The sequence below is a fragment of the Pseudomonas sp. PK-RTE-24 genome (genome assembly GCF_054052265.1).
The window spans coordinates 3,057,493-3,073,013 of record NZ_CM133224.1 but is presented as its reverse complement, the minus strand read 5'-3'; the positions used below and the strand labels follow the sequence as shown (position 1 = coordinate 3,073,013).

Below are 15,521 nucleotides of genomic sequence, written 5' to 3'. Positions count from 1 at the left end.
TCAGGGCCTGCCACCACTGATATCCGGCGCAGGCTTGTCGTCATTGCCGCTGTCCAGTTCGGTTTCAACGACTGCTTCCGGCTGCGCTTCGGGCTCAGGCTCAGGCTCAGGAGTGACCGGCGCCGGGTCCTGGACCATCTGCTCCTGCACCACCTGCTCATCGACACGCGGGTCAAGCGCCGCCACCAGCGGCGAGCTCGACATGCTGTCCGGCATTGCCACGTGATGCAGCGGTGCGTCGTCGACCTGGTGCAGGTTGGTCACTGCTTTCGGACGAATCCGCCAGACCAGCACCAACGCGAAGAAACTGAAGAACGCATACAGGCTCTGACTGCCGAGAAACTTCATCAGCACACCCGCCAGCAGCGGCCCGATGCTCGCACCAACACCATAAGTCACCAGCAGCATGGCGGTCAGCGACACGCGGCGATCGCCTTCGACGTGGTCGTTGGAAAACGCCACCGCCAGCGGATACAGGCAGAATTGCACCAGCGAACAGAAGAAGCCGACGACGAACAGCACCTCCAGCGGCACCTGCGGCATGATCGCCAACGGCAACGCCGCCACCGCCAGAAACCCGGCAAAGCAGCGAATCAGCAATGCGCGGTCATAACGGTCGGACAACCAGCCCAACGGCCACTGCACCAGCAAGCCGGCAAAAATGCAGCTACCCATGAACAGACCGACCTGCTCGGTCGTCAGCCCCTGTTGCGAGGCGTACAGCGGCGCCAGACCGTAGAACGAACCGATGATCAAACCGGCGCCGAGCACCGTGCTCAGCGATTGCGGCACACGTTTGATAAAGAAGCGCGGCTCCATCGGCGCGGGGTGCAGAGGCGCCGGGTGAATCCGTCGAGTCAGCGTCACGGGCACCAGGCACAGGGCAAAGCACAGCGCCACCAGCATCAGCAGTTCCAGCCCGAGGCCGGGATGCATGACCAGAATCAGCTGGCCCAGCACCAGGCCCAGATAAGAGGCGATCATGTAACCGCTGAACACCAGGCCACGCTGATCGGCATCGGCCTGCTCGTTGAGCCAGCTCTCGATGACCATGTACTGACACATCATGCCCAGACCGACGATCGTCCGCAGCACCAGCCACGCCGGCAGCCAGTCCACCAGACCATGACCGAGCACCGCCGCGCCGACGATCCCGGCACACGCCGAGTAGGCACGGATATGCCCGACCCGGGCGATCAGGCGATGGCCGATCTTGCCGCCCAGCACCAGACCGAAATAGTTGGCCGCCATCAGCGCACCGACCCACAGCCCGTCGACATTGTCGGCGGCCAGACGCAAAGCCAGATAAGTAGAAAGAAGGCCTGAGCCGATCAACATCATCAGCGAGGCGAAATACAGCGCTCGAAAGGATTTCCAGATTTGGCGCATCGGCGTTCCGAGCGGCTCCTTGCAGTAAATACCGGGCGGTCAGATCGACAGCCCGGCAGCAGCGATACGTCAGGCCTGGGCGGCCAGTACACGGCGCTCCCAGGGAGTGATTTCATCAAAGAAGCTGGTCAACTCCATGGTCTTCGAAGCGATGTAGCCTTCGATGAACTCCGACCCGAACAGTTCCCTCGCCAACTGGCTACGTTTCAGACGCTCAAGCGCGGCGTGCAAGGTACACGGCAAGGCCAGATTATCCGGCACGGCGAATTCGCCCTGGATCGCTGCGCTCGGCTCCAGCTCCTGTTCGATGCCGTGCAAACCCGCGGCCAGACTGGCGGCGATCGCCAGATAAGGATTGGCGTCGGCGCCCGGCAAGCGGTTTTCGACCCGACGTGCGGCCGGCGAGCTGGCGGGAATACGCAAGCCGGCGGCGCGATTGTCATGGGACCAGCAGGCATTGTTCGGCGACGCGTACGGATGACACAGGCGCTGATAGGAATTCACGTTGGGCGCAAACAGTGCGGTGAAATCGGCGAGGCCTGCCTGTTGCCCGCCGATGAAGTGGCGGAACATCGACGTCGGCTCGCCGTTCGAGTCAGTGAAGACATTCTTGCCGCTGCCGATCTCAACGATGCTCTGGTGAATATGCATCGAACTGCCCGGCGTGTGCGCCAGCGGTTTGGCCATGCACACCACGCTCAGGCCATGCTTGAGCGCGACCTCCTTGAGCAGATGCTTGAACAGGAACGTCTGATCGGCCAGCAGCAGCGGATCGCCGTGCAGCAGATTGATCTCGAACTGGCTGACGCCCATTTCATGCATGAACGTGTCGCGCGGCAGGCCGAGGGCGGCCATGCATTTATATACTTCGCTGAAGAACGGCCGCAGGCCGTTGTTGGAACTGACGCTGAACGCCGACTGGCCATCCTCGCGACGGCCGTCGAGGCCCACCGGCGGACGGAACGGCTGAGTCGGATCGGTGTTCGGTGCGAAGACAAAAAATTCCAGTTCGGTCGCCACCACCGGCGCCAGACCGTGCGCGGCGTAACGGGCGATGACCGCTTTGAGCTGGCCACGGGTCGAGAGACTTGAGCTCCCCCCGCTCAGTTCGTCGGCGTCGCAAATCGCCATGGCACGCGGCTCGTCGCTCCAGGGCAAACGGTGAATCTGCGCAGGATCGGCGACCAGCGCCAGATCGCCGTCATCGCTGCCGTAGAACCGCGCCGGCGGATAGCCGCCCATGATGCATTGCAGCAGCACACCCCGCGCCAACTGCAAACGCCGCCCTTCGAGGAAACCCTCGGCGGTCATCACCTTGCCCCGTGGCACACCGTTCAGATCCGGGGTGACACATTCAATCTCATCAATGCCGGTCAATCGCTGCGCGAGTGAACCCTGGCCATCGGTTGTCATGACGCAATCCTTGTTGTTGTGCGAGCCGCGAACGGCGACCCGGACAAAATAGGCTGCGGCTGTTCGGAATATCAAGCAGCGCCCACAAAAATCCCGATCTTGTGCAGGAGCCGTAGGAGCTGACGAGTGCAACGAGGCTGCGATCTTTTGATCTTGCTTTTCAAAATCAAAAGATCGCAGCCTTCGGCAGCTCCTACACCAGACCTCAGGGCAAGTAGAGGCTGAACACCCCACCGCCCAACGGCCCGCCATTGCTGATTTCGGTGCGCCCTTCCACGCCGTTGCGCTGATGCAGCGCCGCGATGCGATTGGCGAAATACAGACCCAGCCCGGTGCTGCCGCTGCTGTGATTGATGCCCTGCACATAATCGGCCTGACGCTCGAGCATCTCTGCCGGATAGCCGTCGCCATCGTCGTTGATGCTCAACACCAGTTGCCCGGCTTCGTCGCTGACAGTAATCAGCAACGACTCGCGGGCGTAGCGAATCGCATTGTTGATGCAGTTGCCGAGCACCGAGGCGATCAGCTCGCGATCGAAGAAACCCAGCGGGCTCAACGGATCGACTTCATAGGTGGCGATGATGCCGCGACTGGCAAACACTTCCTGATGCGCGGCCAGTTGCGCCTCGATGAAATCGTCGAGTTCGTGATACGCCGGCTGCAGCGGCAACTGATTCACGCCAAGTTTGTACAGCCCCAGCAACTGCACGAGCATGCCGTTGAGGTGGGCGAACTCGAAGTCGATCACGCCCTGCTCCGAGCCGTCGCGCAGCTCTTTCGGCAGACGCGCCAGCCATTGGCTGTGCGCCTGCATCAGCATGGCCAGAGAGTTCTTCATGTCGTGAACGGTGGAGGCAATCACCGTGGAAAAATCCAGCGCCGGATCTATTGGGTTCATTCGCCAAACGCCTTGCTTTTCAGCTTCTGATAACGCGCAAACCGCGCGTCGGTGTCGGGCATCAGGCCCACCAGTTTCAGGCAGGCCCGACATTCTTCCAGCTCCGCCGACGGCACACTGGTGTCGGTGCCGTGCAGCAGCGACTGGGCCAGGTTCAGCGCGATACTGATGTTTTTCGGTTGCAGCTTGAGCGCCTTGCGGAACACTTCGCGGGCCTCGACCAGATTGCCGGTCTTGTACACGCGCACGCCCTGACGGTTGAGATCGGCCGCAGCGTTGCTCGAACTGAGAATCGTCGGATCGTCGGTGAGCTTGGCAATGTCTTTCATCACCGCCGGGTCATCACCGTAGATCTCCGCGCAGCTCTTGAGCATCGAAGTGCCCGCCTCGGCCTGACCGAGCATCTGCAACTGCTTGGCCACCAGCAACGCCGCCTCGGGACTCATGAATTGCTCCATGCCATCGAGGCGCATCAGCGCCTGTTCGGTGAGCTTGTCGGCGGTTTCGGCGTCGTTGAGCAACAGGCTGGTGGCTTTCATCAAACGCGCGCGAATCTGCAGACCGGGGTCGCTCGGGTTTTCTTTGGCCACTGCGCTGAGGGTGGTGTTGATCTCCAGTCGCGTACGCGTGTCGAGCCCGCGATCGCTACCCTTGCTGATCAGCGCGTGCGCCAGGCCGAGATTGCTTTCCGGGTCCTTGAAACGCGACTGCGCGCCCTGCGCCACGGCCTGACGATAAGCCCGCGAGGCGGTTTCGAAATCTTCGTTGGCCATCGCCAGTTTGCCGAGCAGCGCCTGACGGCGCACCGCCAGCGGCGACAGACGGATCGCTTCTTCGAGCACTCGCTGCGCGCCTTTGCTGTCGCCTTCGGCCACCAGCACATCGGCCATGCCGTCATACAGCGCCGGCATCATCGGAAAGACTTTCAAGGCTTTTTCATAAACTTCTTTGGCCTGCGAGACCTGCCCGCGCTTGAACAGCAACTTGCCCAATCCAGCGAAGGCCCACGGCAACGGACGGTCGGCAATGATGCCGTCGTAGAGTCGCTCCAGCGCTTCGTTCTGATTCATGTCGCGCAGCGCATCGGCGCGGTAACGCAGGCACAGCGGCGAATAGCGGATGTCCTGTTTGCACAGGGCAATACAGGCATTGAGCACCTCGACCGGCTTACCGCGATCGAGGGCCTGCAGAATCGGTTTGAGCAACGTCTTGCGTTGCTCCAGACGCTCAAGGCGCTGGGCCAGCCCGGAACGGTTGAACGGCTTGGTCAGGTACGCATCCGGCTCATGCTCCAGCGCACTGAGCACCATCGCCTGACTGGTCTCGGCGGTGACCATGACGAAAACGGCTTCGTGGCTGATGAGCTTTTCCGACATCAGGTCTTCGAGTACCTGCTGGCCGTTCTTCTTGCCGTCGCCGAGGTGGAAGTCCTGAAGAATGAAATCGTAGGACTTCTGCGAGCACATCTTCAGCGCCTGCTCGCCAGTGTCGGCAGTATCGACATCCTTGACGCCGAGCTCACGCAACATCGAACGCACGGAACTGCGGAAATCGGAAAAATCATCGACGATCAGAAAGCTTTTTTGGTGATACGACGACATCGAAGATTTCCAGGCAATTGAAGAAAACGAACCGAGGCGATTTCAGGCGCGCAGATGATAGCTGGAGGCCATGCGCCATCAAGCGATTTCGCTGGAGTCTGAACTCACCGTTCGGGTTATCGGCCAAAAATCACGGGGCCTGAGGGTGCTGCTCAAGATTCTTCGTTGAGATTGTCGAAGCGTCTAAGGATCGAAATTGACGACGAACGACCACCGACCATCACGCCGGCAAATTAATCGGCACGGTTGCCAATCACCGGATGTCAAAAACACAGGCAGCACATTTGTCCTTCAAAAGTGCAGGCAGATTCGCAAATGAGGTTTATTCTGCTCAATTACCTGCGCCCCCGGACGTCCGCGATACGCTTGTACCGCCACAAAAAAGGCCGAAGTGATGACCTCGAAAACCCCTGCCTCGCCCTCTGCGCCCGAACGCAAGGACCTGACACCCAGCCACCTGAATTTCCCCGTGGTGGGCATCGGCGCCTCGGCGGGCGGCCTGCAAGCGATCAAGCTGTTTTTCGAGCATATGCCGAAGGACAGTGGCATGGCGTTCGTGATAATTCTGCACCTGTCGCCCGATCACCAGAGCATCGCCGACCAGATCATTCAGGAATCGACGCGCATGCCGGTGCTGCAAGTGACGCAGCCGGTGCCGATCGAAAAGAACTGCGTGTACGTGATTTCTCCGGCGCACTCGCTGACGATGAATGACGGCTACCTGCGCGTCAGCCCCGCTGCCTCACCGCAAGCGCGCCACACTGCCATCGACCTGTTCTTCCGCGATCTGGCCGATGTGCATCGCGAGCGGGCTTTTTGCCTGGTGCTTTCAGGCACCGGTTCCGATGGTGCGGTGGGCTTGTCGCGAATCAAGGAACAGGGTGGCGTGACGCTGGTACAAGTGCCGGAAGACGCCGAGTTCGACGGCATGCCGCGCGCCGCCATCGAGACGCGCATGGTCGATCTGATACTGCCAGTGGTCGAGATGCCGCAGAAACTGATGGAGCTGTGGCGCAACTCTCAGAACATCAAATTACCCAGCGCCAATGATCCCGACCTGAAAGCCTTGAAGCCTGCAAACGAACACGAAGCGTCGATCGCCGAACAACGCCTGCATGAGATCATGTTGTAGCTGCGCAGCAGCACCGGTCACGATTTCAAACACTACAAGCGCGCCACCGTGCTGCGCCGCATCGAGCGGCGCATGCAGGTCACCAGCCAGTCTGACCTCGGCGCCTATTACGACTACCTGCAAAATACCCCGGAAGAATCCAAGGCCCTGCTCGGCGACATGCTGATCGGCGTGACCAACTTCTTCCGTGACCGCGAAGCCTTCGAAGCCCTTGAGCGCGATGTGCTGCCGCAACTGGTGCAATCGGTTGCCGACTCGTCGGAAAAAGAAGAATTGCGCGTCTGGTCTGCCGGCTGCTCGACCGGCGAAGAAGCCTACAGCCTGGCGATCCTGCTCGATGATCAGATGCAGGTACAAAGCAGCAAGGCCAACCTGCAAGTGTTCGCCACCGATATCGACGAACGCGCCATCACCACTGGCCGCGCCGGCACCTATCCGCAAGCCATCGTCACCGACGTACCGCCAACACGCCTTCGGCATTATTTCGTCAAAGACGATGACCACTACCGGATCCGCAAGGAAATCCGCGAGAAAGTGCTGTTCGCCAAGCACAGCCTGTTGTCCGATCCGCCGTTCTCGCAGATCGACCTGATCGTTTGCCGCAATCTGCTGATTTACCTGGATCGCGAGGTGCAGCGGGAAATCCTGCAGATGTTCCACTTCGCCCTGCGACCGGGTGGTTTCCTGTTTCTCGGCACTTCGGAAAGCGCCGATGCCTGCCATGAACTGTTCGCGCCAGTGGACAAGCGCAACCGCATCTTCCGCGCCAAGACCGGTACCGCGAACAGCCGCCGCACCCCGACCATGCCGCGTGGCGGTTACATGCGCACCAGCGTTTCCCGACCGCCATCGAAAGCCATAGAGCCCGTCAAGCTGTCGTTTGCCGATATCCACCGCCGCGCCATAGAACGCTTCGCCCCGCCGAGCATCATCGTCGACACCAATGCCGATATCCTGCATATGAGCGAAGCCGCCGGACGCTTCCTGCGGCATGTCGGCGGCGAGCTGTCACGCAACTTGCTGACGCTGATCCTGCCGGAACTGCGCCTGGAAATTCGCACGACGCTGTTCCAGGTGCAGCAAAGCAACCTCACCGTGCGCTCGCGTGAAGTGCTGCTCAAGCGCGAGGAGCGCCAATACCGCATCACGCTGATTGCGCAGCCGTACAAGGACGACGACTTCGACAGCGAGTGCGTGCTGGTGACCTTCGATGAAACGGAGATCGACGCGCACGAGCAGGCGTTGACCACGGTGCTGCAGACTGAAAGCCAAGTACTCTCCAACCTCGAACGTGAGCTGCAACGCACCAAATTGCATTTGCAGGACACCATCGAACAGTCGGAAATCTCCAGCGAAGAGCTCAAGGCTTCCAACGAGGAGATGCAGGCGATCAACGAAGAACTGCGCTCGGCCACCGAAGAGCTCGAGACCAGCAAGGAAGAGTTGCAGTCAATCAATGAAGAGCTGTTGACGGTCAACTACGAGCTGAAGACCAAAGTCGAAGAAACCGACAAGATCAACGATTACCTGACCAATCTGATCGCATCTACCGACATTGCTACGGTGTTCGTCGATCGCAGCATGCGCATCAAATGGTTCACGCCGCGCGCCACCGACATCTTCAGCATGTTGCCGGTAGACACCGGCCGTTCACTGCTGGATATCACCCATCGCCTGAATTACCCGGCGATGACCGAGGACGCGGCGCAAGTGTTCGAATCGCTGAACATGATCGAACGCGAGGTCAACAGTACCGATAACCGCTGGTACATTGCCCGCTTGCTGCCTTATCGCTCCAGCGAAGACCACATCGACGGCACCGTGTTGACCTTCATCGACATCAGCAAACGCCGCGAAGCCGAGGAAGAGCTGCGCCTGGGCGAAGAACGCATGCGTCTGGTCGCTGAGAGTACGCGTGATTACGCGATTATCATCCTCGATGAAATGGGTGCGATCACCAGTTGGAACAAAGGCGCTGAACTGATCTTTGGCCACAGCAAAAACGAGGCCGAAGGTCAGTACTACGATTTCATCTTCACAGCCGAAGACCGTGCTGCCGGCATGGCTGAAAGTGAATTGTCCACCGCCCGCCAACACGGCCGCTCTGAGGATGAGCGCTGGCATGTGCGCAAGGATGGCAGCCGTTTCTTCTGCAGCGGCGAGGTCACCTTGCTCAGCGGCGATCGCTTGCAAGGCTATGTGAAAATCGCCCGCGACCTGACCGGGCACAAGCGCCAGCAGGATGAACAGAGCAAGGAACTGGCGCAGACGCGCAATACGGTGTCCCTGCGTGATGAGTTCTTTGCGGTCATGTCCCACGAACTCAAGCATCCGTTGAATCTGATTCAGCTCAACGCCGAACTGCTGCGGCGCCTGCCGATGATCCGTACTGCCGGCCCGGCGACCAAAGCGGTCAACACCATTTGCGATGCAGTGAACAGTCAGGCGCGGATCATCGACGACCTGCTTGATGTAGCACGGGTACGCACCGGCAAGCTCAAACTGCAATTGGCGCGTGTCGATCTGAGCGCGGTTCTGCGTGACATCCACACGGTGGTGCTCAATGAGCAGCACGCCACGCGCATCGACCTGCAATTGCCTGAAGTACCGTTGATCATTCATGCCGACCCGACCCGGGTCGAGCAGATCATCTGGAATCTGGTCAACAATGCCTTGAAGTTCACGCCACCGAGCGGGCGCATTGAATTGATCGCCAGCAAGAGCGGGAAAATGGCGCAACTGGACATCAAGGACAACGGCGTCGGCATCGCTGCGGAAAACCTCGAACACGTCTTCGATCTGTTCGGCCAGGCGGAAAAACAGCACACCAACCATCAACGTGAAGGCTTGGGCATCGGCCTGTCACTGGTGCGGCAACTGACCGAAGCCCAGCACGGCACGGTGAAGGTTGCTTCGCCGGGGCTGGGCGCCGGTTGTACCTTTACCGTTCGCCTGCCGCTGTCGACTGATGTCGAAGAAACCGCTGCAACAGCCGAGGTTGAACCGGTTTCCGGCAAGCTCGATGGCTTGAGCATTCTGCTGGTCGACGATTCTCCGGAAGTGTTGGAGACATTGAAGCTGCTGCTGGAGATGGAAGACGCCGACGTAACGGCCTTCGACCATCCCGTGGCAGCGCTCAAAGCCGCTGAGAGCACGCGCTACGATCTGATCATCTCAGACCTCGGCATGCCGGTAATGACCGGCTATGAACTGATGGCTGCCCTGCGCAAGCTGCCGCTGGTGAAAAACGTACCGGCGATCGCCCTTACCGGTTATGGCACTCAGAGCGACATGCAGAAGTCCCGTGAAGCCGGGTTCGATCAGCATCTGGGCAAACCGGTGGCGTACGACGACCTGATTGAAACCATCGAGGCGTTGCGCCGTTCGGAGTTGCTGTAAAGCTCGCCAGCGCTCCAATGCAAAAAGCCCCGCCGCACGAGTAAGTGCGACGGGGCTTTTTGTTTTTTGAAGAGGTGATGACCATTGTGAGTGGTAACACAAGACAGTGATGCACAAAATGTTCTCATTTGCGGACCATTGGATCCACCGCTACGCTGATGGCCTTATGCCGGATTAAGCCATATGGCACATCGAGCGTGAGAACAACGAAGAAATGGATAATATGAAAACCACTTATACATTTGCGTTGGAGGGGAACAGCCGTTTTATCTCGGAAGTAACAACCATCCGCGAAAACTTATTAGAACCTCTGCTTGAAGGTGAAGAATGGGAATACTGTAGTATGTCTTTTCAAACCATACCTTCTCTGAGATTGGACCTTAGACCGAAGGCATTCGGCGGACTTGAAGTTGCTGGTACGGTAATATTATTTCTTGGCACCTGCTTTGCAAAAAAAGTTTTTGACGAATTCTATGACCGCCTACTAAAGCGCCCGGTCGGCGTGATGGTGGACACAATAATTAAAAACGTAAAGTTACCAGATCACGCGTACTTGGAATACCGAGATATAGTTTACTTTGAAGATATCGATACCTCTGTAGTGATCCGTCTATTGCTCAAAACCACAGAAGGCATAGATATCGACTCGCTTCTACTCGAAGGCCACAAAGCAGCCCACCAGTATCTCGAAGCTCATGGCAAGAAAGCACAAATTCATTGCCATAAAATCGTTGATGGAAAACTGGATATTCATCCAGCTTTCTTCACATCCTTAGATCACATCAAGGCAAGGGACAAAGAGCACTTGAAATCCCAGAGAATGTTCTAAGTTAACTGAATATTGAGAAAAACATTTACTGCAATTCACGCTCATCTACATCAGGGAAGAAAATAATGACACCAGGCTACATATATGTTCTTCAAAACGAGCTCTTTGGACCTTACGTCGTAAAAATTGGTCTCACTACACTGGAGCCCGACGCTAGAGCGTTACAGCTTTACAATGGCTCGTCAGGAGTACCCACCCCATTTGATGTTCTCACTGCTTATTCTGTCGGTGATTGCAAACAAGCCGAAGCACAAATTCACAAGCGGCTTAGAGCTTTTCGAGTAAATGGAAGGCGTGAATTCTTCCGAACAAGCCCATCAGTGGCGGCCTCACTAGCCTACGAGACGTGTGCGAAGATTAATGACTCGCTTGGCCTAACATCTCCAAAGCCCTATGTTATTAAAGTAAGATCACCTAAAAATAAAAAGCATGAAATAGATGCGATTGAACGGCGAATTTCCGTTCCTGAAGACAATCAAGAAACAATTGGTATCGAACTAAAAAAAATCAAAAGCAGTCCTATTGGAACAAGCAGTATATCTCCAGAACAAGCAGACAGAATAAAAATAATTGCAATGTTACTTTCCAAGATCTTCCCATCCAAGGTAGAGGAATGGCTTGAAGATTTCACTCGAGACCTCGACCCAGAGCGAGAGATATGTATCTGGGAGCAGATAACAAAAGCCTACCTTACAATTGACGAAATTGAGATTGCCAGCGACGATCTGAAACAGGAAGCTTTCGCATTACTGCTTCACCGCTCCACCTCACCTACGATTGAAGTACTAGCCGAAGCAGAATTAAAACATTTCAATAGAAAGTCGGCCAAGCGATTATTGCAGTCGTACGAGTTAAAACCAAAACCCTTGGTCGTGGTAAAGCGCGCAAACCAATTTGCCTAACAAAAAACTTAATGCGAGCATAAATCCGGGAAACCGCTTTCGCAGCGACATACTCTTTGAACCGTGTGCAAACGCTGTGGACTGAGCACTCGTCAAGTGTCCTATCTCAAATAGGACACTTCTGGGTTTAAAATCCGAAAAGTGAGTTTGGTCTAGATCTGAACCACCGTAGGTGTGCTCAAAACTGAGCACATCAGAGATGCCGGGAGAATTTCCGTTATCTCCCATCACCATCATGGCCACAATTGGTCAGGCAGATGCGCACAAAGCTGCTCACATCTGCGTTACAGATCTGAAATTGGGAATTCCCGCTTTGCCCTTATCTGCCGGGTTCGCCGACACTTTCGTGAGACGGTCGTAAAAAGCATGGGAGGTTTACTCCAATGGTGGAAACCTCGATGCCCCACAGTTGGTGTAACCCCCAGACTTCCACCATCGGTGGGAGTTACAGCCGCATCTGCCTGATCACCTGGCGCGGATCGGCGCCAGAGGCGATCGCTGCGGTGGTCGGGCTCGCTCCGGGAGATGTCCTTAAATCTGAGGATATCTCCAAAGCCAGGCAAATCCCCTGCAAAATTTCGCTCCAGCGGTGAAATCTCTCGCATTGTGGCGTACAGATCGCATTCCGCACCGCCTTAATCTGACGTTGCACGAAGGTAGCAGGCACCAATCGCGTCCTTACCCTGGGCTCGCGCCGCCGTGACAAGACGCACCAGCATCCGATTGCAGTCAGACTCGGACGCCCTCTGCTCTGTCATGACCGGCTGACCGCCGATGAACATCACGAAAATCCACTGTGTGAGCACCTTCGTCTTCTTCCTGATTGGACAAAATAGGTCTCAGCCTGCCGGATGCGGCTCGCAGCAATCAGCCGGCAAAGCCGAGGTAGCCCGTTAAACTAAAGTAGCATTTGCCGCCTTCTGACTTGATTTGGTTTGTTCGGTGTGGCTATTTGCGATCATTCCCACATGGATGAATGATCGATGGCGAACAAACGGAAAATTGCTTATGCACACCACCTACCAGGGTGGAAGTTTGAGGGCGGAAACCGAGAGGTCTTGAAGGCAAGCAGGCGAGTGGCACCGGATGAGTATGAGGAGGAAATGAGAGGCGCCTTGTACTGCCCGGGATGCTTCACCAATGTTGAGCGCACCCCCAAAGAGAAAGACCTGTTCACGAATCAGCGTGACCCTTTCTACCGGCATCTTCAGCGATGGAGTCATGTCGGATGCGTGCTGAGGGCCAAGAAGCCTATTGGTAAGCGCTACGACACATGGGAAGAGGCGAAAAGAGCGATCGAGCACGAACACCTGTCTATCGTAAAAGAGTTTCTTCAGGAACGACCTGAAATCGACCTCGGGCCGAGCGAAGAATACGACGAGACCCCCGTAGAAGATTTGGACGGTCCGGTATCGGATGTCCCTATCGGGAGGCACCAAGGCGAGTCTTTTGAGCTTCCTAGCAAAATCACGACTGTCGCAGGTATGTGCCGCAACTTCGAAAAAAATAAGGACAAATACTTTGTCCTTCCGGGTGCAATCCACGCAGTGAAGCTCGCAGAACTTCTAACGGATGTTGCAGACCTTGATAGGAACGTGCTCGACAAGCCCCAGAAGCCCAAGCTTTATTACGGAAAGATTCTCCGAAGTAAAAATGCTGGAAGCTATAGCACCTCTATTCGGATGACCCGCTTGCGTTGCGGCCCAGGTGCGGGTGATTTCACGGTGAAAATGCCGGATGGATTTTGCCAAGCCAAGAATATCAATGACACCTCGGTAGACAGGATCGTCATGTTTTACGGCGTGATCACAAAAAATGGCAGTGGGATTGGGGTAGAGCACCTTGCCTGGGGCGAAATTGCGTTGGTACCCAAGAAATACAACGAGCTATTGATCCCTGAGTGACACGGGCCGCACGCCGCCTGACAGCAGGCTAGAGCAGGCGCACTTAATTGTGATCCTGACTCACCTTTGAGCCTTCCAGACAAAAGTGGGATTTACTCACCTTTCTGGTCGCGCGCCCCTCGAGGTTCTAGGTAGTTCGAACCCCCTCATATCCGGGGTATTACCCCGCTGGGGGAAGATGTGCTCAAAACTGAGCGCATCGAGTACGCGACACGTTTTCATAATTCGCAAAACGTGTCGCGACACCTGCCCTACCGGATTGGGATGGCAGGTGCAGCCCCCAATGGAGGTTGGGTAGCTCAACTTCCCCCGCTGGGGAGTGTTTCTCAAATTGAGGAAGTCCCACCACTCTCCAGTGCACGCCCCGCACCCGACCTCAGATTGAGGGTGAACGATTCGTTCGCCTGAGCCGCTGTATCACTTTGCCTAGTAACAACTTACTGCAACAAAAATCCCCCCTTCCGATCCACCAAAACCAAGTATTTCAGTCCCGTTTAATCCAGTTGCGTGTAGCTCCTTAGGTGCACCCTGAAAGCACTGGATATGCGGCCAGATACTGCCTAATGTGAGCTTTGCAAGGCTTTCAACTGCTCACAGAGGATTGATCATGTCAGTCAGCGCCACCAAACCCCGTGGCCCACAAGCCAAACCGACCCGCGCCGAAATCAATGCCGCGTGGGGCCGCCTGCGTTCAGCCGCCGAACAAGGAAGCGTTCAGGCAAGCGCTCTGCTGATCGCGCTTGTTGAGAGCCACCCGCTTCACGTCGACGCAGCCTAATCGACCCACAATTCAAAGGTAACTTAATGAAATCGGCAAACGCTCCGTCCTCAAGGTTGGCTTGGCCAACCTGCACTATTCCGAATACGACCACGCTCATATCGAAAGCCGGACGTTTGGCATCCAGCGCCAAGACGGCACCAAGGGCACCTGGCAAGCAGGTGGCCTGCTCAAGTCAGTCCGCCACCTGCAGGGGCTCGCCCTTGAGACTTTCAAGGATATCGGCGAGGAAATTCTCTCAGTCCGCAATAACAAGGATCTGAACGCCGCCGCAGTCGAGCGAATGAGCAAGGAGCAGATTGACGACATCGCTCCAACGCTCATGCCGGCCATGGAAAAAGTAGCCAAGGATATGCTCGCACTTGCTCAAACTGTCGCGGAGGGTTTTGCACCAGTTACACCTCGCGCCAGCTCTGATGTAGTTGGCTTTCTCGCCGACCAGGAGCTTCGGGCCATCGTGCGAGGGCTGAGTCCTGAAGAGCGCCGGACGTTGATCGCCGAGGCGCGCGCCGGTAGCCATCCCGACATCGTAGAAGCGGTGCTCCGCGCCAACCCTATGCTGTCCGGGCTCTCTGCAGAAGTTGCCGAGAGCTTATCGCGCGCTGGCATTGCCGCATCGCGCGCCGAGGACATCGAGGAGCTCAAGCAAATGCTCGCGGTCTACGACGATGTGCTGGCTACCGCTTCCAATGCCGGCGTCGCGCTCAGTGGGATGGTTGCAAATTCGAACGGTTACACGGGTCGATTTGAGAAATGGAAATCCGGTTGCGAAGGCTCGATCGCGCTTCGCGAGTGGCTCGCCAAGATGCCAACACGTCCTGCCACCAAAGCAGCCCCAGAAGAAGCCGAAGCCGCCTAAGCAGACCGGCGTGCGGCCGCGACTACGCGGTCGCCATTCAAGGAGCAACACCTTGACCAACTACCAAGAGCGCTTCGCCGAAGCCTGCACGACAACGTACTTTTCGCCCTACTCCCTGAAACAAGGCCCCGACTCTGGTTATGTCGTGTGGGACGTCCAGCACGTCCGCGACGGCCAAAAGGTGACCATTGACGGGCCGTTCTTCACCGAGGATGAAGCCCGGGTATCGGCCGATCTTCTGCGCGGCACCTTCCGGGGTGCCAGGGCCTACCAGGGGATTTACGACCGGATCTGGAACTACGACCCGCGTCACGAACAGGTGACGGTCGACCAAGCGCGTATGTCGCGCTCGCTGCTCGCCATCCGACTGGGTGTTTCGATACCAAACAATAGCGCCCAGGGCGCCAAGGAGTAAAC

General features: G+C 57.0%; 10 protein-coding genes and 1 pseudogene. 7 read left to right on the top strand and 4 right to left on the bottom strand.

Annotated features, from left to right (window positions below):
- From ACV8MC_RS13775 to ACV8MC_RS13760, 4 genes are all read right to left on the bottom strand, one after another.
- Entirely contained in the window at positions 1–1,389 is a 1,389-nt protein-coding gene (locus ACV8MC_RS13775; RefSeq protein ID WP_457262314.1) for an MFS transporter, read from the bottom strand.
- A 69-nt stretch (positions 1,390–1,458) separates the two neighbouring features.
- The gene (locus ACV8MC_RS13770) at positions 1,459–2,700 is read right to left on the bottom strand and encodes a glutamine synthetase family protein (RefSeq protein ID WP_191637002.1); all 1,242 of its coding nucleotides are present in this window, start codon (positions 2,698–2,700) and stop codon (positions 1,459–1,461) included.
- A 307-nt stretch (positions 2,701–3,007) separates the two neighbouring features.
- Positions 3,008–3,700 carry a sensor histidine kinase gene (locus tag ACV8MC_RS13765; protein ID WP_016773604.1) on the bottom strand — a complete coding sequence of 231 codons (693 nt, stop codon included), beginning with the start codon at positions 3,698–3,700 and terminating at the stop codon, positions 3,008–3,010.
- Positions 3,697–5,301 (bottom strand): tetratricopeptide repeat-containing response regulator, encoded by a 1,605-nt coding sequence (locus ACV8MC_RS13760; protein ID WP_016773603.1) that lies wholly within the window; start codon positions 5,299–5,301, stop codon positions 3,697–3,699. Before ACV8MC_RS13760 ends, ACV8MC_RS13765 begins: the two co-directional genes overlap by 4 nt.
- A gap of 394 nt (positions 5,302–5,695) precedes the next feature.
- Between ACV8MC_RS13760 and ACV8MC_RS13755 the strand changes: the two are divergent.
- The 7 genes and pseudogenes from ACV8MC_RS13755 (at position 5,696) to ACV8MC_RS13725 (ending at position 15,519) form a co-directional block, all read left to right on the top strand.
- Positions 5,696–9,832, top strand: a pseudogene (locus tag ACV8MC_RS13755) (CheR family methyltransferase).
- Between the two features lie 223 nt (positions 9,833–10,055).
- Positions 10,056–10,661: a hypothetical protein gene (locus ACV8MC_RS13750; protein WP_457262313.1), complete on the top strand. Its 606-nt coding sequence runs from the start codon at positions 10,056–10,058 to the stop codon at positions 10,659–10,661.
- Positions 10,662–10,726: 65 nt separating this feature from the next.
- Positions 10,727–11,563: a GIY-YIG nuclease family protein gene (locus ACV8MC_RS13745; RefSeq protein ID WP_457262312.1), complete on the top strand. Its 837-nt coding sequence runs from the start codon at positions 10,727–10,729 to the stop codon at positions 11,561–11,563.
- A gap of 983 nt (positions 11,564–12,546) precedes the next feature.
- A complete protein-coding gene (locus ACV8MC_RS13740) occupies positions 12,547–13,467 on the top strand; it encodes a hypothetical protein (RefSeq protein WP_457262311.1) in 921 nt (306 codons plus the stop codon).
- A 607-nt stretch (positions 13,468–14,074) separates the two neighbouring features.
- Positions 14,075–14,245 carry a hypothetical protein gene (locus ACV8MC_RS13735; protein ID WP_457262310.1) on the top strand — a complete coding sequence of 57 codons (171 nt, stop codon included), beginning with the start codon at positions 14,075–14,077 and terminating at the stop codon, positions 14,243–14,245.
- A 61-nt stretch (positions 14,246–14,306) separates the two neighbouring features.
- A complete protein-coding gene (locus ACV8MC_RS13730) occupies positions 14,307–15,104 on the top strand; it encodes a hypothetical protein (protein ID WP_457262309.1) in 798 nt (265 codons plus the stop codon).
- A 52-nt stretch (positions 15,105–15,156) separates the two neighbouring features.
- Entirely contained in the window at positions 15,157–15,519 is a 363-nt protein-coding gene (locus tag ACV8MC_RS13725) for a hypothetical protein (RefSeq protein ID WP_457262308.1), read from the top strand.
- The last annotated feature ends 2 nt before the right edge of the window (positions 15,520–15,521 follow it).